The organism is Staphylococcus sp. GDY8P120P (genome assembly GCF_017892065.1).
In the GTDB taxonomy this organism is placed as follows: Bacteria; Bacillota; Bacilli; order Staphylococcales; family Staphylococcaceae; genus Staphylococcus; species Staphylococcus nepalensis.
Window position 1 is genome coordinate 47,483 of record NZ_JAESKI010000002.1, and the last position, 24,986, is coordinate 72,468.

Consider the following 24,986-nt stretch of genomic DNA (forward strand, 5'->3'; position numbering starts at 1 on the left):
GGGGGGATAGAATGAGTTTCATTTATCTACTTAGTGCGATTATTTTAATAATGGTAGTAGTATTGCTTACGATGACAAATCGTAAATTTCACAAAATTTCTGGTCTAATAGCTTTAATAGCACCAATTATCTCTTCTGTTTACTTTTTGTGGCAAATACCGCAAGTGATGAAGGGACAATTTGTCTCAGTAAAAATACCATGGCTCACCTTAATAGATATCAACATAGATTTTAAGCTAGATGGATTAAGTTTATTTTTTAGTTTGTTAATATCACTTATTGGGTTAGCAGTGTTTTATTATGCAACACAATATTTATCAAAAGAACATGATCACTTACCACGCTTTTATATATATTTATTACTATTTATGTTCAGTATGTTAGGTATTGTGACTTCAAATAACACTATTTTGATGTACGTGTTTTGGGAACTGACAAGTGTATCATCTTTTCTACTCATTGCTTATTGGTACGATAAAGGAGCAAGTCAGTTTGGCGCTATTCAATCATTTATAATCACAGTATTTGGTGGTCTTGCATTACTGACAGGGTTTATCATGATTTACACTGTGACAGGAACTAATTCTATTTCATCTATTATTGCTCAAAGCGACAAAATAGCCGAAAGCAATTTATTTATACCAATTATTATTATGTTACTATTAGGCGCATTTACTAAATCAGCGCAATTTCCTTTCCATATTTGGTTACCCAAAGCTATGGAAGCACCAACACCGGTGAGCGCTTATCTACATTCTGCCACAATGGTTAAAGCAGGTATCTTTTTACTATTTAGATTTACACCTGTTTTAGGTCTAAGCGATTTCTATATATATTCTGTTACCTTTGTAGGGTTAATAACGATGATTTTTGGCGCAATTAATGCCATACGTCAATATGATTTAAAAGCCATCTTGGCTTATTCTACGATTAGTCAATTAGGTATGATTGTTTCGATGGTCGGACTTGGCGGTGGTTTTGCACAACATACCACTGGTGAGCTCTCAAAAATTTATGGACTTATACTCTTTGCGGGTCTGTTTCATTTGATGAACCATGCGTTATTTAAAGGTGCATTATTTATGGGCGTAGGTATTATTGACCATGAAACAGGCACAAGAGATATCCGTAAATTATCTGGTTTAAGGAAAGTACTACCGATTACGCATATAGTTATGTTACTTTCTGCCTTATCTATGGCAGGTATACCATTCCTTAATGGGTTCTTAAGTAAGGAAATGTTTTTTGAAGGTTTGGTAAGTTCACATCAATTACCACAATTTAATTTAATTTTAACTATAATGATTGCATTTATAGGCGTGACTGCCAGTATATTTACGCTTATTTATGCAGTTTACATGATTAAAGAAGTGTTCTGGGGTGAATTTAAAAAAGCAGATTTACCAGTACAAACGCCTCATGAGCCATTTTTATTTACATTACCTTCTGCAATTATGATGATTTTGTTACCGGTCGTGTTCTTTATACCAAATTTATTTGGTCATTATATTATTTTACCGGCATTACGAAGTATCACAATTGGAGAAAAAGTAGATGACATCGCACCACATATTTCTCAATGGCACGGTTTTAATTTACCACTGATATTAAGTTTAATTGTAATTGTTGTAGGATTTATAGAAGTGTTTAAAATTAATTGGAAAAAGCAAGCAGAAAAAATTAAAGTTAAATCTATTACAGATTTATACTTAGATTCATATAAACAATTTGAAAATTATTCTGGATATAGTATTCGCACATTGATGAATAACCGTTTGAATCACTATATTACATTAACATTAGCTATTTTCATCATCGTAGTGGTCTACGGTATTATTCAAGCTGGTTTTCCGGATGTTAAACAGATACATGTCAGTGAGTTTGGTCCATTAGAAATTATCACATTAATCGTTGTCTTTATTTTAGGTATTGCCTTAACATTTATTCGACAACGTTTAACGATGGTTATATTAAATGGTATCGTTGGTTATTGTGTAACAATATTTTTCATCTTGATGAAAGCACCTGATTTGGCATTAACACAACTCGTAGTTGAAACCATTACTACTATATTGTTTATCGTAAGTTTTTCACGTTTACCAAACGTTCCACGTACGAAAGTGCATAAAAAACGTGAGGCCGTCAAGATTATCGTTTCATTAGCAATGGCAATTATCGTAGTGATGCTTGTCTTTATTGCTCAACAAGCTGAAACGATGCCAACAATTTCTACTTTCTATCATGATGCATATGAATTAGCAGGTGGTAGAAATATTGTAAATGCAATTCTCGGTGATTTCCGTGCTATGGATACCTTATTTGAAGGAATGGTATTAATTATCGCTGGTTTAGGAATCTATACATTACTTAACTTTAAAGAACGGAGGGGTCAAGATGAAAGAGAATGATGTAGTCTTACGCACAATCACCAAAATCGTAGTCTTTATATTGTTAACATTTGGCTTCTACTTGTTTTTAGCTGGGCATAATAATCCGGGTGGCGGATTTATTGGTGGACTTGTCTTCAGTTCTGCATTTTTATTAATGTTCTTGGCCTTTGATGTTAAACAAGTATTAGTCGCTTTACCGCTTGATTTTAGAATATTAATGATTATTGGTTCATTGGTGTCATTTGCTACTGCCGTCGTTCCAATGTTCTTTGGTAAACCGTTCCTTTACCAAACTGATGCACATGTCCAATTGCCGATATTAGGCGAAGTACATTTAACAACTGTGACAATATTTGAAGCTGGTATTGTATTAGCGGTAGTCGGTGTTGTAGTGACGGTTATGCTTTCTATAAGTGGTGGTCGCTCATGAACTTGATATTATTAATGGTTATTGGCTTCTTAATATTTATAGGAACGTATATGATATTATCCGTCAACTTAATACGTATTGTTATTGGTATCTCAATTTATACGCATGCAGGAAATTTAATTATTATGAGCATGGGTAAGTACGGTAAAAACATGGTTGAACCACTTATTGGTGAAAGTAGCAAAAACTTTGTGGATCCATTGCTACAAGCGATTGTATTAACTGCTATTGTGATTGGTTTTGCTATGACTGCGTTTTTACTTGTGCTCGTATATAGAACGTATCGAGTAACTAAAGAAGATGAAATTGATGTGCTAAGAGGTGATGACAATAATGATGAGTAATTTATTAATTCTACCATTACTTCTCCCAGCAGTCTGCGGGCTCGTACTTGTATTTATTCGTACACAGAGTAGGCTTTCAAGAATTTTTTCAATTGGAACAATGGCTGTCACGACACTTATATCTTTATTATTATTGATTCATGTAATGAGAGATAAACCAATTGCTTTAGATTTCGGTGGATGGAAAGCCCCGTATGGCATTCAGTTTGTGGGTGATTCATTAAGTCTATTAATGGTAACTACTTCTAGTTTTGTCGTTACATTAATCATGGCGTATGGCTTTGGTAGAAAGGAAAAACGAGCCATCCGTTACTATTTGCCGAGTTTTATTTTGTTTTTAACAGTCGGCGTGATTGGATCATTTTTAACAGCTGATTTGTTTAATTTATACGTTATGTTCGAAGTGATGTTACTGGCTTCGTTTGTGTTAGTCACGTTGGGACAATCAGTCGAACAATTACGTGCAGCTATCATTTACGTGGTTCTTAATATATTAGGTTCTTGGTTACTATTATTAGGAATTGGCTTGCTGTATAAGCTAACGGGTACTTTGAATTTTTCATTAGTTGCCCAAAGATTAAGTGAAATGCATGGTGAAAGTTCAGTTGTCATCATTTCGATGGTGTTTTTAATTGCTTTTAGTGCGAAAGCAGCACTTGTGTTGTTCATGTGGTTACCAAAAGCTTATGCAGTATTAAATACTGAACTAGCAGCATTATTTGCAGCACTGATGACAAAAGTAGGTGCTTATGCGTTAATTCGATTCTTTACATTATTATTCGATAGTCATAATGGTATTACGCATCCACTGCTTGTATTTTTATCTTGTGTAACTATGTTAATAGGTGCGTTTGGCGTACTAGCTTATCGAGATATAAAAAAGATAGCAGCATATCAGGTTATCCTTTCTATTGGATTTATCATATTAGGTTTAGGATCAAATACATTTGCCGGTGTTAATGGCGCTATCTTTTATCTGGCGAATGATATTGTTGTAAAAACATTACTATTCTTTATAATTGGTAGTTTGGTGTACATTACCGGTTACCGACAATACAAAAATTTATATGGTTTAGCGAAACAAGAACCATTTTTTGGCGTAGCTTTTGTGGTGATGATTTTAGCAATTGGAGGCGTACCACCATTTAGCGGTTTCCCAGGTAAAGTGTTTATTTTTGAAGGAGCACTTGAGAATGGTAACTACATTGGTTTAGCATTGATGATTTTAACTAGCCTAATTGCCATGTTTAGCTTGTTTAGAATCTTCTTTACCATGTATCTCGGTAATGCTCAAAAAGGAGAGCCATTAGAATTTAAATCAGTTCCTACATACCGTAAAGGTTTGATAGGCGTGCTTGTTGCAACAATATTAGCGATGGGCCTGGCAGCGCCATTAATTTTTAAAGTGACAGATAATGCTACCCACATGAATATGGATGACGGATTATATGAAAAAATGGTGAATCCTCATTTAGTGAAGGAGGATAAATAATGAGACAAGTCTTACTTAATATGGTCATTGCGTTTTTATGGGTGTTATTTCAAGACGAAGAATCATTTAGAGCCTCTACCTTCTTCTCGGGTTACTTGATTGGTTTAGTAGTTATCTATATACTGCATCGCTTTTTCGGCCAACAGTTTTATTTGAAAAAAGTATGGGTGGCTATTAAATTTTTAGCTGTTTACTTATACCAGTTAATCACATCAAGCATGACAACCATCAATTATATTTTATTTAAAACGAAAGATTTAAATCCAGGCTTAGTGACGTATGAAACGACATTGGAAACAGATTGGGAAGTTTCATTTTTAACTATACTTATTATTATTACACCTGGTTCAACGGTTATAAGAATTTCAAAAGAAAGAAAGAAAATCTTTATACATGCAATTGACATTTCAGAGAAAGAAAAACAGAAACTGCTAAAAAGCATTAGACAATATGAAGGTCTCATATTGGAGGTGGCAGAATGATCGAATCATTGATAAATTTCTTTATAACTAGTTCAATTATTTTATTTGGTATTGCGTTAATCTTAACTTTATTTAGATTAGTTAAAGGACCAACTACTGCTGACAGAGTGGTTGCATTTGATACTGCTAGTGCGATATTAATGTCGACGGTGGGCGTGTTAAGTATTGTATTTGGTACTTTTTCATTCCTAGATTCTATCTTATTAATCGCGATTATTTCATTTGTGAGTACTGTGTCTATCTCTAGATTTATAGAAGGGGGGCATGTCTTTAATGCAAATAACAAGCGAAATCGTTAATTTAATTGCAGCTTTTATGATGTTTTTAGGAAGTATTATCGCTTTAATTAGTGCGATTGGCCTAATTAAATTCCATGATGTATTTTTAAGAAGTCATGCCTCTACGAAAAGTTCTACACTGTCAGTATTGTTAACACTTGTTGGCGTGATTATTTATTTTATTTCTTCTCAAGGGTACCTAAGTGTCAGAATGATTTTAGCATTGGTATTTATCAATTTAACCTCTCCTGTTGGAGGGCATTTAATATCTAGAGCAGCATATCGTACGGGCGCTTATATGTACCGAAAAAGTGATGCTCCTAAACAAACAAGTATCTTATTAAGCGCTACAGAAAATGATACGTTTGATCAATTAAAAAAACGTGCTCAAGTACGTGAACAACGCAGACGTAAAGTAAATGAAAAAGAACAAGACATATATTAATTTTAAGCCTTTCTTTACATTGTTAAAATAAAGCATTATAGAAAATACGTCATTTATAGATGAGCAGATTAGAAATCAATGAATTAACCTTTAATTTCTAATCTGTTCTTTTTTTATGGCTCTTTGTCAAAGAAGACTGATATAAAAATCAGCCCTGTTTAGTATAGAGCCTTTTTTATTGATATAAAGCGTGCAGTATTATTTAAATTATATTTGGTGAAAATATTATTTTTGAAGTGCAATCCGTTTCAGGGGTTACTAAAAAAATGATAAAATAATACATATCTGTAATTGTGTTAATTTTAAAAAGCATATCTATTAAAAATAATAACTAGATATGTAAGAGTTTGAGACACAATCTGTTCATTAAAAACGATGGTATTTTTTGTTTCAACCTCAACAATTATGAAAGTCATTAATGTTGAAAAGAGGTGAAACCATGCAAATATTTGAAACAATACTGATATTTTTAGCGGTAGTTATTGCAAGTTCCCTTGTACATATCGCCTTACCTAAAATCCCCCTAGCTTTTATCCAAATTATGCTCGGTATGTTATTGTATATTACGCCGATACCTGTTGAATTCCATTTTGACTCAGAGCTATTTATGGTTGCACTAATAGCGCCATTATTATTTGTTGAAGGTGTAAAAGTGTCTCGTGTCCATTTACGCCGGTATATCAAACCAGTATTAATGATGGCCTTAGGACTTGTGGTCACAACGGTTATAGTAGTTGGATTGTTTGTGCATTGGATATGGCCTGAATTACCATTAGCTGCTGCATTCGCATTGGCCGCTATTTTGTGTCCAACTGATGCAGTAGCTGTTCAAGCAATTACAAATGGAAAAATTCTTCCAAAAGGTTCTATGACAATTTTAGAAGGTGAATCATTGTTAAATGATGCTGCGGGTATTATTTCTTTTAAAATTGCTGTAGCAGCTTTAATCACAGGTGGATTTTCAATGGTAAATGCTGTTGAACAATTTTTAATATCTTCAATAGGCGGATTTATTGTAGGTTTAATTATTGGTGTTGCCTTAGTTAGATTCAGAGTATCACTTTCTAGAAGAGGTATTGAAAATGTAAATATGTTTACATTTATACAGCTTCTAACCCCTTTTATTACATATCTCGTTGCTGAAATGTTCCATTCATCAGGTATTATTGCAGCAGTGGTAGCAGGATTAGTACATGGTTTTGAACGTGATCGTATCGCACAGGCACGTACAAGGTTACAAATGAGTTACAATCATACATGGAATATATTAAGTTATGCTTTGAATGGTTTTGTATTTTCTATTTTAGGATTTTTAGTTCCTGAACTTGTCGGGAGAATTATAGAAAATGAACCACATAATTTTATCTTTCTAATTGTTGTTACGGTTTTAATCGCTTTAGCAATATACTTATTTAGATTTTTATGGGTTTTTGTTTTATATCCTTATTTTTATTTACCAATCAGTCCGTTCCAAAAAATACTTAGCAACTATGAAGATAATGCTAATGTTTCAGAGACACCACCCAAACGAGGCATGTATGCTTTTATCATGACGTTATGTGGCGTGCATGGAACAATTTCTCTGGCTATTGCTTTAACATTACCTTACATGTTGGCGGATCACCATTCCTTTGTGTTTAGAGATGATTTGCTATTTATTGCGTCAGGTATGGTGGTCATGAGTTTAATCATTGCGCAAATTGTGTTGCCAATGGTGACACCTAATGCAGTAAAACCAAAACAACGTGGTATGAACTTTAAGCAAGCGCGTATATATATTTTAGAGAAAGTGATAGAACATTTAAATCAATTATCATCTGAAGCATCTAGTTTTTTATACGGTAACGTCATTAAAGATTATCATGATAAATTAGCTTTTCTTAAAACGGTTGAAAATGAAGATGAAAATACTAAAGAACTAGAAAGATTGCAAAAAATCGCATTTGATGTTGAAAACAATACACTTAATAGCTTAGTATCTAATGGAGATATTACAACGAATGTTTTAGATAACTACATGCGTTATGCTGAACGTACACAAGTTTATAAACAGTCTTCTTTAATCCAACGTATCAAAGTTGAATTAAAAGCATTTATTTTAAAAAGTAGAATTAAGACAAAAGTAAAAACCAACGCTGCTTCGTCTTTATCTGTGATTGATAACTTGCGAGAAATTTCTAATGTAATGAGAACAGTGCATTATCGCGTGGTAAGTCGTCTAGGTAAAGAGACGACTGAAGAAAATAAATTAGAAGTGGGCATGATTTGTGATAGTTATTTAATGAGAATTGAAAACTTAACACCTTCGAATTTCTTTAATCCTAAAAGTGAAACGTCAATCACTAAAATTAAGTTGGAGGCACTTAGAGAGCAACGTCGCGTCTTGAATGAACTTGTTGAAGATGAAGAAATTAACGAGGTAACTGCTTTGAAATTACGTGAAGCCATTAACTATGATGAAATGATTATTGTTGATAGTTTAACGGATTAAGCTATCAGTGAAAAACAGATTCCGATATCGGAATCTGTTTTTTTGGTGAATTGAATTGTATAAATGAAATGAATTTTTTAGGATATAAAATGATTTGAGCTAAAATTCCCTTTTTCATTAAAAATCTCCATCAATGGGGGGAGGAGCCAACCATTGATGGAGTTAAGGGAGATAGATGATTTAAGGCTTGAATACCACCATGTCGTACGTCATTAGGAGGGAAACGTACGACATGGGACTATTCACCTACAAAGTAGGTTAAATAGCCTTGTTATTATTCCATACTGCCGTGTACGATATCGATATTTTCTTTCATCATATTATAATAAGAATCACCTTTAGTGCCTTCTTTACCTATGGAATCTGTATAAACTTCTCCGTAGATATCTAAATTCGTTTCTTCACTTAAACTTTGCATGCTTTTCTTGTCTACGCTAGTTTCGACAAGTAGATGTTTAAGGTGGTTATCTTTAACAAATTTAACAGCTTGTTCCATTTGTTCAGGTGTGCCTTGTTTCTCAGTGTTTATTTCCCAAATATATCCAGGTTTAATATCAAACTGTTTAGAGAAATATTTAAAAGCACCTTCACTTGTGATCATTGAACGATTTTCTTTAGGGATGTCGTTAAATTTCTCATGACTATCTTGTTTTAAAGATTCCAATTTAGCTACATAATCCTTTGTATGGCTTTCAATATCATCTTTATGTTTGTCATCTTTTTTAATTAAAGCATCACTGATTGTTTTTACATATTTAATACCATTGTCTAAGCTTAACCAGGCATGTGGGTCTTGTTTAGATTCGTCGCCTTCTGTTGCTCCATTTAAGTATAAAGGTTTAACGTCCTGTGAAACTTTGACAACAGAACCATCTTCATATGATTTGTTGGCCTGTGATAAAGCATTTTTGAACCAACCGTTACCTGTTTCTAAATTTAATCCGTTGTAAAAGATGACATCTGCATCTGTCAATGCTTTAATATCTTTTGGTTTAACTTCGTATTCATGTGGGTCCTGATCAATTGGGACAATACTGTGTATTTCAACATTATCGCCACCAACGTTTTTAACCATATCGTATAGAATAGAATTTGTCGTTACGACTTTTATTTTGTCATGAGATTGAGATGAAGAATCACTTTTACCGTTGCTACACGCACTTAAGAATAAAAGGAAGATAAGTGCAACTGTTAATAACTTTTTCATTAAACCACTCCTTTTTTTGTGAACACTTGCATTTTATTACAAGCAAAAATAATGATATAGATAACAAACGCGCATAAAACAATCGTTGCACCGCTTGGAATATTATAAATATAACTAAAGTACATGCCGACCATCGCACTTATAATGCTTATTAAACTGGAAATGATCATCATTGTATGTAGTTTTTTAGCAATTAAAAATGCAGCTGAAGCAGGGGTGATAAGTAATGCTACAACTAATATAATACCTACAGTTTGTATACTTGCTACAGTAACAAGTGAAAGCAATAACATAACGAAGTAGTGTAGAAAAGTAGTGTTCAAACCACTCATTCTACTAAAAATAGGGTCAAATGTAGAAATCATTAATGGTCTATAAAAAATAATAATTAAAATCATAACAATGACACCCACGACTACAGTCGACCAAAAAGTAGACTGTGTTACTGCCAATAAATTACCAAAAAGAATGTGATATAAATCAGTAGTACTATTTATTAAACTAATTAAAATGACCCCAGTTGCTAAAAAGGCTGTAAAACTAATGCCAATAGCTGCGTCGGGTTTGGTTTTACTGCTTTTAGTAATAAAGCCTATAAAAATGCTGGCGATCATACCTGTAACTAATGCACCAATAAACATAGGAACACCGAATAAAAAGGACAGGGCAACGCCGGGTAATACCGCATGGCTCATTGCATCCCCCATAAGAGATAAGCCTCTAAGCACGATGAGGCAACCAACTGTTCCACAAACGATTCCTACAATAATTGAAATAATTAATGCATTACTTAAAAACTTGTATTCAAATAGATGTTGGAAAAATTCCATATAATGCTACTTCCTTTCTATTTAAGCCGATTCTGAACTTTGTTGTTGGTTTGTAGGATTTAAGAATGTTCTGTTTAGATATTCTGGTTGCATAGCAACGTGACTTTCTCCAAAGAAACGAATCGTTTTATTTAAAAGAATGACACGGTCAAAATATTCTTCTGCTTTTGATAAATCATGATGAACAATCAATAGTAACTTGCCCGCTTTTTTAAGTGCGCGTAATTGAGACATAATGATTTGTTCGCTATGGAAATCAATGCCAACAAATGGTTCATCTAAAAGGTAAAGCGTACTTTCTGTCATGAGCGCTCTAGCTACTAAAACCCTTTGTAACTGACCTCCACTTAAAGCAGATATTTGTCTGCTTCTTAAATCTTCTAATTCTAATGTTTGTAAGAGCTGATTAAGTCTAGACCTCGTCTTAGGAGTAATAAATTTAAACCATCCAATATCTTTATAAGCCCCTGAAAGTACAACGTCCTCAACTTTAATTGGAAAATCTAAATCAATATGTGCTTTTTGGGGTATATATGTTATTGTTTTTAGCGTTTGCTGCATAGCAATATTATGTAAATTAGCACTTCCAGTTGATTTAAATTCTCCGATGAGAGATTTAAGTAGTGAGGATTTTCCTGCACCATTGGGTCCCATAATTCCAATAATTTCACCTTTGACAGGAATTTCAAGATTGATATCATCTAAAACATGTTTGTTCCCTAAAGTGAGATTTAAGTTATTAATTTTTAACATTTTAGACATCCTTAATTTAAATTTTAGGCTAACCTAATTTAATTCATAATATAACATGAACTTTTAGCGTGTCAAGTAGATTCGTGGTACAATAAAGTGAATGACTTGAGAGGTGAGACCATGCTAACTGAAGAAAAAGAAGATTATTTGAAAGCAATTTTAACGCATAATGGCGATCATTCTTTCGTTTCAAATAAGACATTGTCCCAGTATTTAAATATTAAACCGCCATCTGTAAGTGAAATGGTAAATCGTTTAGAAAAATCTGGATTTGTAAAAACGAAACCGTATAAAGGTGTGCAACTTTCAGAAGAAGGATTGACATACACTTTAGACATTATTAAAAGACATCGTTTATTAGAGTTATTTTTAATAAAAATATTAGAATATAATTGGGAAGAGGTACATCAAGAAGCAGAGGTACTAGAGCATAAAGTTTCTCATTTATTCGTAGAACGCTTAGATAAATTATTAGATTATCCAATTACTTGCCCTCATGGTGGTATTATACCAAGAGACAACCAATATAAAGAGATATATACAACCAATTTATTGTCATTTGAAGCTGGAGATGAAGTGACAATTAAGCGGGTTCGGGACAGAACAGAATTGTTAGTTTATTTAACAAGTAAAGATATATTAATTGATGAACAAATAAAGATAGTGAATAAAGATGATACAAATAAAGTCATTATGGTCCAGAAAGAAGATAAAATAACAGTGCTTAGTCATGATAATGCAATGCATATTTATGCTGAAAAATAGTAGAGTTCAATTATAGAGAATTGATTTACATTTTCTTATGAATATTGTATATAATTGTGTTTAGAAAGAGAATGATCCTTGTTTAAGCATAAGTAGGAGTTACAATTTAGTTAAATAAGGTTTATATATTAATAGCTGTTAAAGCTGATTTAACTTGATGATAGAAACAAACGTATAGAAGTAATTTCATCGTGTCAAAGTCGTCTGTTTTTGCCCACTTTTTTATAAAGGTACGATATTTTAATGCACTGATGCTATTGGGAGGTAAGGACAAGAGACCATAAAATGGCACAGCAGCTATAAGTAAGTATGAACATTCAAAATTGCAAGGTTTTAAATACTAAAAGGCACCTCCATTTCAAAAATGAAGGCGCCTTTTATTTTGAGTATGAATACTTATGGTTAAAAATCATTTTTAAGATAAATCAACAATTAACAAAACGGAAAAAATAACTAGATCCTACAATAAGTATTTAAAATCTAGTTACCAGTGATTTCACGTTATAATCATTTTTTGAAATGTAATGCTTGTTCTGTCACTTATTCCTTTACATTCAAAAATAATTTTATGGAAGGAAGTATGTTTTGAATAGTTGATAAACTGTAAATAAGTTAATCGCTATCCAAATGACACTATAAACAAAAGTTGGTATATGCGTTAATTCTTTTAAAGTGCTACCATCCCAACTCACCCTGTTTTCCGAAAATGTTAATTTAAATATAGTCCAAGATGATTGAAGAACTTCGCCGAGTAAAACACCTAATATAAAGTGTTGGGTAACAGTGACAATGTAAAGTATCATTCGTTGATTGTCACTTTGAAATAAGCAATATAAAAGCGCAACTAATAGTATCACAATGATGATAGGAAGTAATTTTCTGGAAGTTAAATATAAGAAATAGATAAACATTAATAGGTACGCAGTGATAAATAGACTTGGATATTGATATTTAATAGATAAAAAACCTAAAAATAGCATAAGTGCAGGCATAACGTAACCACCGAAAGTAGTGATGGATTGACCTAAACTTGTTTTTGATTGTGTAATTGCAAAGCCTTGTTGCGATGTAGCAAGTCGTTCTGATGGTGTCGCTACAATGACTAGGTCTCTAGGTTTGCCACCGCTTAATTTATTGAATAGTATATGGCCAAACTCGTGGGTTAATACTGGAATATAGTTAAAATATATATCTAAAATTGGGTTGATAGATTTATTTCGATAAGTATGTATCACGATATAAAGGATGGCGATAAAAATAATCCAATAAAGATGTAATTGTATGGATGAGCTAAAAAATGCGTTAACTTTAGTCATAGAAAACCTCGTTTTAATATTTCAATTGTTTATGTTTTAGAAAATCATCAAGTGCGATTGCTTACTTAATAGTATAGAGTAATATCATTCATAAAGCATTTAGACTTTTGATGTATATTGAGATAGTTTAGCTATCGTTTTATTAATATTGTAATATATGTGAGTGAAAGTGTATGTTAAAATTACAATAAAAATGAATGTATATTGAGAGATGGAGTTAGGAGATTACTAATCATGACGAAAATTGACAAATTAGAAAAAGTAAATGTACTATCTGTTTTATTTGATAATGTGACACTAATAGAAATGCGAAATCATATCAAACAATTTTTTGAATCAGAAACTCAAAACAATTTATTCATTGTTACAGCTAATCCTGAAATTGTAGATTATACTACTAACAATGAAATCTACCGTAATTTAATCAATGGCGCCAACTATGTGGTGCCAGATGGTACAGGTATTGTTATGGCTTCAAAATTACTTAAAACACCTTTAAAGGAACGCGTGCCAGGCATAGAAGTAATGGAAGAATGTTTGAAAATCGCAAATGCTAATTATCAAAACGTATTTTTATTAGGGGCCAAAGATGAAATCGTAACGCAGGCAGTACAAAAACTAAGCGAAAAATATCCTAATATTTATTTTGGTTCACATCATGGTTACTTTGATATAGAAGATGAAATGGTGTTAAAACAAGTCACTTCGTTTAAACCTGATTATGTATTTGCCGGGATGGGTTATCCCAAGCAAGAGCAATGGATTGTTCGTCATGAAAATCAATTTAATCAAACCTTACTTATGGGTGTAGGTGGTTCTATTGAAGTGTTCAGTGGTACGAAAAAAAGAGCTCCGAATGTATTTCAAAAATTAAATATAGAATGGGTATATCGCTTTATTATAGATTGGAAACGTCTTGGAAGAATGAAAGCAATACCTAGATTTGTGTTTAAAGTAATTAAACAAAAAATAACTAAGTAATGAGGCTGGTATAAACTAAATATACCAGCCTCATTACTTATGATTGGCAGTAGTTTCTTTATGGATTTTCAGTCATCTACGACATAGTGACATGTGGCATTTAATTAGAACTATAAATTTCTATATAGGTTTATTGTTGAAAATATAAATATTTATTTAGTAATAAGTAGATGTAAAGAGATACTTTTTCTAAAGCTTAATATAAAAAGCATTTTAACCGATGATCTACGGTCTATATCATATTTGTAGCCCAAGTATGGTTTATGCCTAGGCTTTTAATTTAAGTACGAACATTAAGTTTTCTAGTAAGACTACTATAATAAAAATGATTTTAAACCAATCTATAATCATATACTGAAGTGTGATTCATTGTAGCGAAAATAAATTCATTTAATTCTATTTCAGAGTTAATGGATTTTATTTTACTTCGAATCTTGAGTTATCTAATTCGTTTCTGAATGCTTTTTGTTCATCTTTGGAATACTTTTTAAACTCATTTAAGAATTTTTCATACTCAGGTAAAACTTCTTCTAATTCGCCAAATTTTTTCAGTTTACCTGCTTCAATCCATGCAATTTTAGTGCAAAATTCTCGAACTTGTCTCATATTATGACTAACAAAGAATATTGTTTTGCCTTGTTCTTTATATTCATAAATCTTATCTAAACATTTTTGAGCGAAAGTTTGATCACCGACAGATAATGCTTCATCGATAACGAGAATATCTGGGTTTGTTGTAATGTTAATGGAAAAACCTAATTTGGCACGCATACCACTTGAATATTTTTTAACAGGTTGATAAATGAATTCCCCAAGTTCACTGAATTCGATAATATCAGGTGTTAATTCTTTAATTTGTTTTCTAGTGAATCCCATGCATAACATTTTAAATTCAATGTTTTCAATACCAGATAATTGTCCGTTTAAACCGGCATTAATTGCAATCACGCTCACTTCACCGTGTCGATCGATATTTCCAGAAGTAGCGGAAAGTGATCCACCAATAATGTTGCTTAGTGTAGACTTTCCTGACCCGTTAATACCTACAAGGCCGATGACATCACCTTCATATGCAGTTAGTGATAAATCATTTAGGGCATAAAATGTTTTGTTTTTATGAAAAGGGACTAAGGCATCTTTTAAACGCTCTTTATTATTGCGATAGATGCGGTATTCTTTAGTTACATGTTCAATGCTAACCGATACATTCATAATTTTACCTTCCTTATTTGCAGATAATGTATAGTATATTATATATTATATTAGTTGTTAAATTTATTAACCTATTGTAAAGTAAGTGAGTACAAAATTTAAAAACGATGTTCTTATACAATTGTTAAATTTTACTGAATTTGAGTTATAAAATCAACTATAGTGAAGTTGACAAATTGTAATAACTTTTTGTTATAAATGAGTTTAATATTCATGTGTTTTTGCTATTATTCTATGCATTTAGTTTACTAAAGTAAATGGCAGTTGTTAAGATAATTTATAAAGCGTATATTAGATTTGAATATAGTCTTGTTATAACATAATTATGATTAGTAAATCGATTGAAAGTGGGTTTATTTAAATGAGTGCAGTGTGGGTAGTTTTAAAAGAGCATTTCAAAAATTTCTATCTAATTCAAAGATTAGCACAGTTCCAAGTCAAAATTACAAATACAAATAATTACCTAGGCATGGCTTGGGAATTAATTAATCCAGCAATGCAAATCATGGTTTATTGGTTTGTGTTTGGTCTAGGAATCAGAAATAATGGGCCAATTGATGGTATACCATTTATTTATTGGTTACTTGTAGGTATTAGTATGTGGTTCTTTGTGAACCAAGGTATATTAGAAGGCACAAAATCAATAGCGAGTAAATATAACCATGTGGCTAAGATGAATTTCCCGTTATCTATTATACCTTCTTATATTGTTATGAGTAGGTTCTATGGACATATTGCATTATTAGTAGTTGTTGTTTTGTTGTGTATGCTAGGTGGTTTTTACCCGTCTATTTACACAATTCAATTATTCTTATATGTGCCATTTGCACTCATATTTACTACAACAGTAGCGTTATTTACGTCAACATTAGGAGTGCTCGTCAAAGATACACAACCGGCAATTCAAGCATTGATGAGAATGGTGTTCTTTGCTTCATCTATTTTAATTGTACCTCCAGAAGGTATCGTTAAAGACGTTATGCAACTTAACCCGATTTATTATCTTGCGGAAGCATATCGTGCCGCAGTTCTACATAATGAATGGTACTTTATTACACACTGGGAATTAACATTCTACAACTTTTTCATTATTGTGTTCTTATTTATCATAGGATCAATCATGCATATGCGTTATAGAGACCATTTTGCAGACTTTATGTAATACCAATTTGATAATTGATTCTTAATATATAAAATAAAATCCTTTAATGGCTTAAACGTCGTTAAAGGATTTTTCTATAATTTTAAATATAAGATGGCTATAATAGAAGAAAACAAACTATAAATCGGCGGTGGATTTTTTGAGACAGTTAATAAAAAAGCTCTATATGACAATTATTAGCTTTTTGAATTTAATTTATAAAAAGAAAAAAATAAAAAACAACCACATTGTAATCATGATGACATTTGTTGAGGATGTACTTCCGATTATTGAAACATTAAATCGTAAGTCATACCATGTTACAGTTATTTCCAAGGAAATAAATAGAAAATATGTTAAAAACTTTGAAAATGTACTATTTATTCCTGCAGGTAATAAACAAGTGTTTCAACACATTAAGATAATAAGTACAGCAAAAATCATAGTCATTGATACATATTATTTAATGCTTGGAGGGCTCAAAAAGAAACCGCAACAGACAATTATTCAGACATGGCATGCTGTAGGAGCGTTGAAAAAATTTGGACTTACAGACCATCAAGTTGATTTAAATAATAAGAAAATGGTTAAGCAATATCAAAGTGTTTATCAAGCTACTGACAAATATTTAGTCGGTGGCGAGCCAATGGTTAAATGCTTTAAGGACTCATTTGGTGCACAAGACCATCAATTTTTAAGAACAGGTTTACCACGTTTAGTGCCGTACACAAGGTTAGATATAACCCAAAGACAACAAGAATTAAAATTGCAATACGGCATCAAAGATAAAGTAGCGCTTTATGTACCTACGTACCGTGAACATAATCAATCCAATCGTAGTATTGATAAAGCACAATTTGAATCGGCATTACCGTCATATACATTGTTTAGTAAATTGCATCCGTCCCTATCTCAAGACAAACAATCTAAGATTAACTTACAGACATTGATGATTATGGCAGATATCGTTATTACAGATTATAGTTCATTAGCAATAGAAGCAAGTTTGCTAAATAAACCAACTTTCTTCTATGTGTATGATGAAGCTGACTATGAAAAAGAACGAGGGCTAAACGCTTTTTATTATAATATTCCAGAATATTATAAAGCGTATAGTGAAAAGGAATTAATATGTAAATTAAAAGAACAACGAGATGGTTTAAAACCATTATTTGAACCTTGGCATGAGTATAATGTGCAAGATAGTTTAACCCAAGTTATAAATCATATAGAGAAAATGGTGAAAGAATGAAATTATCAATTATCATACCAGTTTATAATGCAGCTAACACAATACAAAGAGCAATCAGTTCTATCGATACTAAACAAGATTATGAAATTATTTGTATCAATGATGGTTCTACTGATGAAAGTCAGCAAATTTTGGAACAGTTGCAAAAATCATCTAAAAATATTTATATCATAAACCAAAATAATCAAGGTGCAGCGATGAGTAGAAATAACGCTTTAGCTCATGTTTCAGGTGATGCTTTTATATTTCTAGATGCAGATGACGAATTTTTACCAAACAGTATAGATGCAATGGCAGATTACTATCAACAAGATGAACATGTAGATATCGTCCTAGGGCAAATAGGTAGATTAAATAAGGGCGAGTGGAAAGGCGTTTACACGCACAAACCGATACAGAAATTTGATAAAGTAAACTTAGCGCAATGCCCTGAAATGATGCAGTCTATTGGACCTGGTGGGAAATTGTTTAGTGCCAAATTTAAAGATTTACAATTTGATGCAGATGTTGTTTTTTGCGAAGAACATACCTTTATGATTAAGGCGTACAAAAAAGCGCGCGATATTCAACTATTACCCTTTATTGTATATGGTTATCATGAAGAAAAAGGTTCAGTGACAGATCAAAGAGCAGGTCGATTTGTAAGTTATATGAGCGACGCTATTAAAGTTAGAAATAGAGTTATGAACACACTATTGTTGAGGGAAGAACGTATTTATTATAGTTACCGTATGGACGAACTCATTGTGAGTTATTTATTACAAGCGTATTTAGAACATAACAAAAAATTAACACATCAACTTTTAGATATTGTAACGTCTTATATGAAAAGCATGCAGAATACAGATTATTCTGGGGAAGCAATGTTTAGAATCATCAAAGTTGTTGAACAAGCGAACAAGTACTGGGATAAAACGTTATACAAAAAATGGCAAGAGACATTACTAAGTGTCGGCATTGGTCGACCTAATTATTATCGTTTTAAATTTGAAACAATTCCGAAACGTTTTAAATTTAGAGGGAAATTAAAATTAAAGCAAATACTTAAAAAGTAAAACTTAGTATCATTCGTAAACTTTTGATCATTATGCTATACTTTTAAAAAATGTTAATTTTAATTAAATTTTGTTAAGGAGTATGAGCGCATGAAACGTGTTATTACTTATGGAACGTATGATTTATTACATTATGGTCATATTGAATTATTGAGGAGAGCTAGAGAAATGGGCGATTATTTAGTAGTAGCTTTATCTACAGATGAATTTAATCGTGTTAAAAACAAAAAATCTTACTATAACTATGAACAACGAAAAATGATGTTAGAATCTATCCGTTATGTTGATTTAGTAATCCCTGAAAGTGGATGGGGTCAAAAAGAAATTGATGTTGATCGCTATGAAATTGATACTTTCGTAATGGGACATGATTGGGAAGGTGAATTTGATTTCTTGAAAGATAAATGTGAAGTCATTTACCTTAACCGTACTGAAGGCATTTCTACGACTCAAATTAAAAAAGAACTATATGGCGACGCTGAAAAATAAACTGACAAGCAATTATTTTTAGGTTGTTTAGTTAACCGTAAATCATACGTTAGTCACATATATGTATTAGGGCTGGGGCATAAAGCAATGTCTCAGCCCTGACTATGATATTGGTCGCAGATGGTTAGGTTAAATTTTTGATTAACTTAATTTTAGGTGTCTAGCGATTTTTACAGAATTGGAAGAAAGCAATCTTTTTGAAAAAGAGATTTCGTCTCTAAATTAATTTTAAGTAACTATGTAAAAAGGATCGTTCACAAAATGTGAACGATCCTTTTTATTGGAAAAACATTTTTTAATAAGCAGTTATTTATAGCTTATTTACGGTTTTTTCTTTTTTTGAAAGCTTCGATAATAAGATAAATAATAATAGCAATAGCAGCAATAATTAAAACAGTACCCAGTAAAGTTAAGACAGGATGTTCATCCCAAGTTGTTTTAACGATTGTAGTAGTTTGATGCATAATTGGCTTACTTACCTTAACTGTTGGTGGTCCGTATTTATCAGAAATAAATTTACGGTCATATTCAATATGCAGTTTGCCGTCGTTTATAACATATTTATAATCATCTTTATCGAAATCACTTGGAAGTACATCATATAAATCTTTCTCTACATAATATGTTTTGCCATTAATTTTATGTGTACCTTTTGAAATAATTTTTTGGTATTTATATTGATCGAAAGACATATTCATTAAGGCATTACCAATCATATTGCGTTGTTTTTCACCACCTAAATTGTTGTAATCACCTGCACCCATAATCGTCTGGTTAATTCTCAACTTATCTCTTTTGGTAGTGATGGTATGATTATAATCCGCAATATCGCTTGACCCAGTTTTTAAACCATCCGTACCCTCTAAACTCATATCTGCACCTTCTAATGAATGGTTAAATGTATAGTATGTAACACCGTGTTGTGTTGGTGCTAGTTGTTTAGTAAAGTGTAGGATATTCGGTATGTCTTGAACTGTACGTTGTGCTAAAATAGCAAAGTCTCTAGCAGTTGAAGTATTATTATCTTCATTTTTGTATTTTTTTGGTGCAAAATCTTTTAATTGGTTATTTTCAGCGCCTGTTGGATTTACAAAATGTGTATCTTTCATACCGATAGATTTTGCTTTTTTATTCATTAAATCAGTAAAATCTGAAAGGTTGTCAGAAACTTCTTGTCCAAGTATAAGCGCTGCAGCGTTACTTGAATTTGAAACTGTAATCTGAAGCAACTCTTTTATAGTATAAGTTTCTCCAGGATAGAGCTTAGTGTTACTTAATTCAGGCAAGGTAGACATTCGATAATGTTTATCAGTGATTTTCACCTTGTCATCTAAAGCTAAATCACCTTTTTTTACTGCTTCGAGTGTTAAATACATTGTCATTAGTTTGGTCATTGAAGCAGGGTACCATTTTTGATCAATATTATATTGATAAAGAATTTGACCAGTTTGAGCAATGTTTACTGCACTTTCAGGCTGATAATCATCGGTAACATTATAACCATATTGGTTTGCCGCTTGCGTGGGTGTTATTGTTTCTGCTTCGGCAAAAGGTGTTATAATTGAACCGACGAAGAGCGCAGTTACAATTACCATAATTAACTTTCTCATAATTACATTCCCTCTTAATATATTCTGTTTGACTACAACAGAAGTATTTTAGCATATTGTATGAAGATTATAAAATGTTACACCAATGAAAATTTGAAATAATTAAATTATCGAAAACTGTTGTGCAAAACACGAAATAATTGAGTTAAAATTGAATTAGCTTATTACTTTAAAGTTAAACTGCTCACATTTAACATAAGTTATGAAACAATTAAAAAATTTTTAGAAGAGGTAAATACACATGAAACAAGAGAATCCGTTATTCTACTTATTTAAAAAATTATCGTGGCCTGTTGGTCTGATTATCATTGCTGTTTTAATTTCTTCATTAGGCAGTATTACTGGACTAGTAGTTCCTTTTTTTACAGGTAAACTTGTAGATAAATTTTCTTTTGAAAATATTAATTGGATGTTTATCGCTGCTTTTATATCCATATTTATTATAAACGCTTTACTCAGTGGTATAGGTTTGTATTTATTGAGTAAAATTGGGGAGAAAATCATTTATGCTATTCGTTCCGTTTTATGGAAACATATTATCCATTTAAAAATGCCATTTTTTGATAAAAATGAAAGTGGTCAATTAATGAGCCGTTTAACGGATGACACAAAAGTGATTAATGAATTTATTTCGCAAAAACTGCCCAATTTACTGCCTTCTGTATTAACTATTGTAGGATCTTTAATAATGTTATTTGTGATGGATTGGCAAATGACTTTATTAACATTTATTACAATACCTATATTTGTATTAATAATGATTCCATTGGGTAAAATTATGCAAAATATATCAAAAAAAACGCAAGCAGAAATAGCTAATTTTAGCGGATTATTAGGCCGTGTATTAACAGAAATGCGATTAGTTAAAGTATCACGAACAGAAAAGATTGAATTAGATAACGCGCATAAAAATTTAAAAGAGATATACTTTTTAGGTTTGAAACAAGCGAAGATTACAGCAGTTATACAACCGATATCAGGTGTTATTATGTTATTAACGATTGCAGTTATTTTAGGATTTGGTGCGATACGTATTTCAACTGGCGCAATCACAGCAGGGACACTCATTGCAATGATTTTTTATGTTATTCAATTAACACAGCCTCTTATAAATTTATCTACATTAGTCACAGACTATAAAAAAGCTGTTGGTGCAAGTAGCCGTATATACGAAATTATGGAAGAACCTACTGAAGTATTTGTTACAGGACAACTACAGCCAATTATTGATGGGAGCTTAACCTTTGAAAACGTGGATTTTCAATATGGTAGTAAACCAATACTTTCCAATATATCATTTGATATACCATCTAGCAGTGTAACTGCATTCGTAGGGCCTTCGGGCTCAGGTAAGAGTACCATATTCAATATCATTGAACGTATGTATGATATTGAGCATGGTGATATTAAATATGGCAATCAATCCATCTATGATATAGCATTAGGAGCATGGCGAGAGAAAATTGGGTATGTGATGCAGTCTAATTCTATGATGAATGGTACGATTAGAGATAACATTTTATATGGTATTAACCGGGAAGTCTCTGATGAAGAATTGATTTATTACGCACAATTGGCAAATTGTCACGAGTTTATTGTAGCGTTTGAAGAAGGCTATGACACTATTGTTGGTGAAAGAGGGTTAAAATTATCAGGAGGCCAGCGTCAACGTATAGATATTGCGCGAAGTTTTGTTAAAAATCCAGATATTTTATTATTAGATGAGGCTACTGCCAATTTAGATAGTGAAAGTGAAAGAAAAATCCAAGATGCTTTAGAAGAATTAATGGAAAATCGAACAACAATTGTGATTGCCCATAGGTTATCCACAATTAAGAAAGCTGAACAGATTATTTTTATTGATAATGGTAATGTAACAGGTATAGGAACGCACCAAGCGCTAATGGCTAGTCACGAAAAATATCAGCAATTTGTCCATACACAAAACTTAACAAGATAGTTTGAACAATTAATGAAAACAACATGAAAACACGTATAATATTGCGTGAATCAATTATGTTTCTTAAATATATGCGAACTATAAAATTGTTATTTTATATAATGTACATACATGATATAATTATTGTGAATTATTAAGTGACAATCATTGAGGGAATGATGGTTTTATCATCAAGCATAGTATTAAATAAATAGGAAATAAAATTAAAAGATGAGTGCATTGAACGATAGCTGGACTAATACATGTAGCTTAAAACAAGCAGTAGACAATGTGCTCATCTTAATAATTCTTATACATAATCGAGTGTTGCTTTTATATATTCAGCTAATTATTTATTTAATTAAGAAATGGTGGGTGTATGATGTTTTTATTGATTAACATTATTGGGTTAATTGTATTCTTAGGTATCGCTGTACTTTTTTCTAGAAAAAAATCAGACATACAGTGGAAATCTATTGGTATATTAGTCGTTATTAACTTGTTCTTAGCATGGTTCTTTATGTATTTTCCTTGGGGGAAAGCAGGCGTCCAATACTTAGCGAACGGAATTGCTTGGGTGATTGACTCTGCACATGCAGGTACAGGGTTTGCTTTTGCAAGTTGGGTAAATACTGAAACGATGGATATGGCTGTAAGTGCGCTATTCCCAATTTTATTGGTAGTACCGCTTTTCGATATTTTAATGTATTTTAATATTTTACCTAAAGTTATTGGTGGTATCGGTTGGTTTTTAGCTAAAGTCACACGCCAGCCAAAATTCGAATCTTTCTTCGGTATTGAAATGATGTTTTTAGGTAATACAGAAGCTTTAGCCGTATCTAACGAACAGTTGAAAAGAATGAAAGAAACACGTGTGTTAACAGTTGCTATGATGGCTATGAGTTCAATCTCTGGTGCAATCGTTGGTGCATATGTTTCTATGATACCGGGCGATTTAGTTTTGACTGCTATTCCATTAAATATCATTAACGCAATTATCGTATCTTCTATCTTAAATCCTGTTTCAGTAGAAGAGAAAGAAGATGTTATTTACAGTATCCGCAATGAAGAAATTGAAAAACAACCATTTTTCTCATTTTTAGGAGATTCAGTATTAAATGCTGGTAAATTAATTTTGATTATTATCGCTTTCGTTATTAGCTTTGTTGCATTATCTGATTTAATTGATCGCTTTATCAATTTAATTACAGGTATTATTGGTGGTTGGGCTGGTCTCAAAGGCAGCTTTGGTCTTGACCAAATTTTAGGCACTTTCATGTATCCATTTGCTTTATTACTTGGCTTACCATTTGACGAAGCTTGGATTGTTGCGCAACAAATGGCTAAGAAAATCGTAACAAATGAGTTTGTGGTAATGGGACAAATTAAAGATGTAGTAGATGCTTATTCTCCACATAGACGTGCAGTGATTACTACGTTTTTAGTATCTTTTGCTAACTTCTCAACGATAGGAATGATTATTGGTACGTTGAAAGGTATCGTAGATAAAAAAACTTCAGATTTCGTGTCACAATATGTACCTATGATGTTACTTGCAGGTATTTTAGTGTCACTCATGACTGCTGGCTTTGTTGGATTATTTGCTTGGTAATACACCATGCGTGAAGTGGTTGTATAAACTGAGTGAATTATTTCTCAAACAATAGAAAAATATGATGAAGTGTTATAGAAAATATATTTTTAGCATGGCGTATGAAGATAGCGCGAAATAGAAAACCAATGCATTCACTTGGTTTTCATCTCGCGCTTTTTTGTGCATTAAATGGATATAAAAAGGTCTGAAACATAAATAATCATGTTTCTCTCATTATTATATAAAGCGCATTTAATTGGAAAAAAGAAGAAGGCCGCGCTTGTATTATTTTATCTAATCATTAAAGTTCAGAGAGAAGAAAGTAAATTTAGAAGGAAGCAGCTTCTACCCGTTTCTGTTTTAAACGATTATTAAATCAAAAAATAAAGCCAAGTAATTGAAGTGACGATACACATTCAATATTACTTGGCTTTCACGGGAAATGAATTAATTGTATATTAATAGTAAGGACTAGGTACTACCAATATAC

At 32.0% G+C, this 24,986-nt stretch carries 22 protein-coding genes; 16 read left to right on the forward strand and 6 right to left on the reverse strand.

Annotated features, from left to right (window positions below):
- The first annotated feature begins 11 nt into the window (after positions 1-11).
- From KA900_RS00575 to KA900_RS00610, 8 genes are all read left to right on the forward strand, one after another.
- A complete protein-coding gene (locus tag KA900_RS00575) occupies positions 12-2,408 on the forward strand; it encodes a DUF4040 family protein (protein ID WP_210139174.1) in 2,397 nt (798 codons plus the stop codon).
- Positions 2,395-2,820, forward strand: a complete 426-nt coding sequence (mnhB2, locus tag KA900_RS00580; RefSeq protein WP_096810808.1) for a Na+/H+ antiporter Mnh2 subunit B — start codon at positions 2,395-2,397, stop codon at positions 2,818-2,820. Before KA900_RS00575 ends, mnhB2 begins: the two co-directional genes overlap by 14 nt.
- On the forward strand, positions 2,817-3,164 hold the full coding sequence (gene mnhC2, locus KA900_RS00585) for a Na+/H+ antiporter Mnh2 subunit C (RefSeq protein ID WP_096810807.1): 348 nt from the start codon (positions 2,817-2,819) through the stop codon (positions 3,162-3,164). Before mnhB2 ends, mnhC2 begins: the two co-directional genes overlap by 4 nt.
- Positions 3,154-4,656 carry a Na+/H+ antiporter Mnh2 subunit D gene (mnhD2, locus tag KA900_RS00590; protein ID WP_096810806.1) on the forward strand — a complete coding sequence of 501 codons (1,503 nt, stop codon included), beginning with the start codon at positions 3,154-3,156 and terminating at the stop codon, positions 4,654-4,656. The genes mnhC2 and mnhD2 overlap by 11 nt, the downstream gene beginning before the upstream one ends.
- Positions 4,656-5,138 (forward strand): Na+/H+ antiporter Mnh2 subunit E, encoded by a 483-nt coding sequence (gene mnhE2, locus KA900_RS00595; RefSeq protein WP_096810805.1) that lies wholly within the window; start codon positions 4,656-4,658, stop codon positions 5,136-5,138. Before mnhD2 ends, mnhE2 begins: the two co-directional genes overlap by 1 nt.
- Positions 5,135-5,437: a Na+/H+ antiporter Mnh2 subunit F gene (gene mnhF2, locus KA900_RS00600; RefSeq protein WP_019468408.1), complete on the forward strand. Its 303-nt coding sequence runs from the start codon at positions 5,135-5,137 to the stop codon at positions 5,435-5,437. Before mnhE2 ends, mnhF2 begins: the two co-directional genes overlap by 4 nt.
- Positions 5,412-5,861, forward strand: a complete 450-nt coding sequence (locus KA900_RS00605; protein WP_103372816.1) for a Na+/H+ antiporter subunit G — start codon at positions 5,412-5,414, stop codon at positions 5,859-5,861. Before mnhF2 ends, KA900_RS00605 begins: the two co-directional genes overlap by 26 nt.
- A gap of 439 nt (positions 5,862-6,300) precedes the next feature.
- Positions 6,301-8,352 (forward strand): cation:proton antiporter, encoded by a 2,052-nt coding sequence (locus KA900_RS00610; protein WP_103373007.1) that lies wholly within the window; start codon positions 6,301-6,303, stop codon positions 8,350-8,352.
- A gap of 274 nt (positions 8,353-8,626) precedes the next feature.
- On the opposite strand, the gene mntC is transcribed toward KA900_RS00610, so the two are convergent.
- Genes mntC through KA900_RS00625 form a run of 3 tightly spaced genes read right to left on the reverse strand, consistent with a single transcriptional unit; the run spans position 8,627 to position 11,142 of the window.
- A complete protein-coding gene (mntC, locus tag KA900_RS00615; protein ID WP_210139175.1) occupies positions 8,627-9,559 on the reverse strand; it encodes a manganese ABC transporter substrate-binding lipoprotein MntC in 933 nt (310 codons plus the stop codon).
- A complete protein-coding gene (locus KA900_RS00620; protein ID WP_096810801.1) occupies positions 9,559-10,389 on the reverse strand; it encodes a metal ABC transporter permease in 831 nt (276 codons plus the stop codon). Before KA900_RS00620 ends, mntC begins: the two co-directional genes overlap by 1 nt.
- Positions 10,390-10,410: 21 nt before the next feature.
- Complete coding sequence (locus tag KA900_RS00625) at positions 10,411-11,142, reverse strand: metal ABC transporter ATP-binding protein (RefSeq protein WP_119487934.1); 732 nt, start codon at positions 11,140-11,142, stop codon at positions 10,411-10,413.
- A 120-nt stretch (positions 11,143-11,262) separates the two neighbouring features.
- Between KA900_RS00625 and KA900_RS00630 the strand changes: the two genes are divergently transcribed.
- Positions 11,263-11,907 carry a metal-dependent transcriptional regulator gene (locus tag KA900_RS00630; protein WP_210139176.1) on the forward strand — a complete coding sequence of 215 codons (645 nt, stop codon included), beginning with the start codon at positions 11,263-11,265 and terminating at the stop codon, positions 11,905-11,907.
- 566 nt (positions 11,908-12,473) lie between these two features.
- Here the strand turns inward: KA900_RS00630 and KA900_RS00635 are convergent.
- Positions 12,474-13,223 (reverse strand): M50 family metallopeptidase, encoded by a 750-nt coding sequence (locus KA900_RS00635; protein WP_210139177.1) that lies wholly within the window; start codon positions 13,221-13,223, stop codon positions 12,474-12,476.
- Between the two features lie 234 nt (positions 13,224-13,457).
- Here KA900_RS00635 and tarA point away from each other — a divergent pair, with 234 nt between their 5' ends.
- Positions 13,458-14,204 carry an N-acetylglucosaminyldiphosphoundecaprenol N-acetyl-beta-D-mannosaminyltransferase TarA gene (tarA, locus tag KA900_RS00640; RefSeq protein WP_096810797.1) on the forward strand — a complete coding sequence of 249 codons (747 nt, stop codon included), beginning with the start codon at positions 13,458-13,460 and terminating at the stop codon, positions 14,202-14,204.
- A gap of 417 nt (positions 14,205-14,621) precedes the next feature.
- Here the strand turns inward: tarA and tagH are convergent, their stop codons facing one another.
- Complete coding sequence (gene tagH / locus KA900_RS00645) at positions 14,622-15,416, reverse strand: teichoic acids export ABC transporter ATP-binding subunit TagH (RefSeq protein ID WP_096810796.1); 795 nt, start codon at positions 15,414-15,416, stop codon at positions 14,622-14,624.
- Positions 15,417-15,777: 361 nt separating this feature from the next.
- Here tagH and KA900_RS00650 point away from each other — a divergent pair, with 361 nt between their 5' ends.
- The 4 genes from KA900_RS00650 to tagD all read left to right on the forward strand — a co-directional run bounded on the left by KA900_RS00650 (position 15,778) and on the right by tagD (position 19,353).
- The gene (locus KA900_RS00650; RefSeq protein ID WP_096810795.1) at positions 15,778-16,578 is read left to right on the forward strand and encodes an ABC transporter permease; all 801 of its coding nucleotides are present in this window, start codon (positions 15,778-15,780) and stop codon (positions 16,576-16,578) included.
- A 139-nt stretch (positions 16,579-16,717) separates the two neighbouring features.
- A complete protein-coding gene (gene tarB, locus KA900_RS00655; RefSeq protein ID WP_210139178.1) occupies positions 16,718-17,809 on the forward strand; it encodes a teichoic acid glycerol-phosphate primase TarB in 1,092 nt (363 codons plus the stop codon).
- The gene (locus tag KA900_RS00660) at positions 17,806-18,864 is read left to right on the forward strand and encodes a glycosyltransferase family 2 protein (protein ID WP_210139179.1); all 1,059 of its coding nucleotides are present in this window, start codon (positions 17,806-17,808) and stop codon (positions 18,862-18,864) included. Before tarB ends, KA900_RS00660 begins: the two co-directional genes overlap by 4 nt.
- A 90-nt stretch (positions 18,865-18,954) precedes the next feature.
- Positions 18,955-19,353, forward strand: a complete 399-nt coding sequence (tagD, locus tag KA900_RS00665; RefSeq protein ID WP_096810792.1) for a glycerol-3-phosphate cytidylyltransferase — start codon at positions 18,955-18,957, stop codon at positions 19,351-19,353.
- Between the two features lie 317 nt (positions 19,354-19,670).
- Here the strand turns inward: tagD and pbp4 are convergent, their stop codons facing one another.
- Entirely contained in the window at positions 19,671-20,963 is a 1,293-nt protein-coding gene (pbp4, locus tag KA900_RS00670; protein WP_210139180.1) for a penicillin-binding protein PBP4, read from the reverse strand.
- Between the two features lie 241 nt (positions 20,964-21,204).
- Between pbp4 and KA900_RS00675 the strand changes: the two genes are divergently transcribed.
- Complete coding sequence (locus tag KA900_RS00675) at positions 21,205-22,923, forward strand: ABC transporter ATP-binding protein (RefSeq protein ID WP_103372940.1); 1,719 nt, start codon at positions 21,205-21,207, stop codon at positions 22,921-22,923.
- 361 nt (positions 22,924-23,284) lie between these two features.
- On the forward strand, positions 23,285-24,514 hold the full coding sequence (locus KA900_RS00680; RefSeq protein ID WP_096810789.1) for a NupC/NupG family nucleoside CNT transporter: 1,230 nt from the start codon (positions 23,285-23,287) through the stop codon (positions 24,512-24,514).
- Positions 24,515-24,986 lie beyond the last annotated feature (472 nt).

Bases quoted from the DNA above. Each gene is read 5' to 3' on its own strand.
- mnhD2 (WP_096810806.1), top strand. From the start codon at position 3,154: ATGATGAGTAATTTATTAATTCTACCATTACTTCTCCCAGCAGTCTGC.
- tagH (WP_096810796.1), bottom strand. From the start codon at position 15,416: ATGAATGTATCGGTTAGCATTGAACATGTAACTAAAGAATACCGCATC.
- KA900_RS00630 (WP_210139176.1), top strand. From the start codon at position 11,263: ATGCTAACTGAAGAAAAAGAAGATTATTTGAAAGCAATTTTAACGCAT.
- mnhE2 (WP_096810805.1), top strand. From the start codon at position 4,656: ATGAGACAAGTCTTACTTAATATGGTCATTGCGTTTTTATGGGTGTTA.
- tarA (WP_096810797.1), top strand. From the start codon at position 13,458: ATGACGAAAATTGACAAATTAGAAAAAGTAAATGTACTATCTGTTTTA.
- KA900_RS00620 (WP_096810801.1), bottom strand. From the start codon at position 10,389: ATGGAATTTTTCCAACATCTATTTGAATACAAGTTTTTAAGTAATGCA.
- KA900_RS00675 (WP_103372940.1), top strand. From the start codon at position 21,205: ATGAAACAAGAGAATCCGTTATTCTACTTATTTAAAAAATTATCGTGG.
- mnhC2 (WP_096810807.1), top strand. From the start codon at position 2,817: ATGAACTTGATATTATTAATGGTTATTGGCTTCTTAATATTTATAGGA.
- KA900_RS00635 (WP_210139177.1), bottom strand. From the start codon at position 13,223: ATGACTAAAGTTAACGCATTTTTTAGCTCATCCATACAATTACATCTT.
- pbp4 (WP_210139180.1), bottom strand. From the start codon at position 20,963: ATGAGAAAGTTAATTATGGTAATTGTAACTGCGCTCTTCGTCGGTTCA.
- KA900_RS00680 (WP_096810789.1), top strand. From the start codon at position 23,285: ATGTTTTTATTGATTAACATTATTGGGTTAATTGTATTCTTAGGTATC.
- KA900_RS00625 (WP_119487934.1), bottom strand. From the start codon at position 11,142: ATGTTAAAAATTAATAACTTAAATCTCACTTTAGGGAACAAACATGTT.
- mnhF2 (WP_019468408.1), top strand. From the start codon at position 5,135: ATGATCGAATCATTGATAAATTTCTTTATAACTAGTTCAATTATTTTA.
- mnhB2 (WP_096810808.1), top strand. From the start codon at position 2,395: ATGAAAGAGAATGATGTAGTCTTACGCACAATCACCAAAATCGTAGTC.
- mntC (WP_210139175.1), bottom strand. From the start codon at position 9,559: ATGAAAAAGTTATTAACAGTTGCACTTATCTTCCTTTTATTCTTAAGT.
- tagD (WP_096810792.1), top strand. From the start codon at position 18,955: ATGAAACGTGTTATTACTTATGGAACGTATGATTTATTACATTATGGT.
- KA900_RS00605 (WP_103372816.1), top strand. From the start codon at position 5,412: ATGCAAATAACAAGCGAAATCGTTAATTTAATTGCAGCTTTTATGATG.
- KA900_RS00575 (WP_210139174.1), top strand. From the start codon at position 12: ATGAGTTTCATTTATCTACTTAGTGCGATTATTTTAATAATGGTAGTA.
- KA900_RS00660 (WP_210139179.1), top strand. From the start codon at position 17,806: ATGAAATTATCAATTATCATACCAGTTTATAATGCAGCTAACACAATA.
- KA900_RS00610 (WP_103373007.1), top strand. From the start codon at position 6,301: ATGCAAATATTTGAAACAATACTGATATTTTTAGCGGTAGTTATTGCA.
- KA900_RS00650 (WP_096810795.1), top strand. From the start codon at position 15,778: ATGAGTGCAGTGTGGGTAGTTTTAAAAGAGCATTTCAAAAATTTCTAT.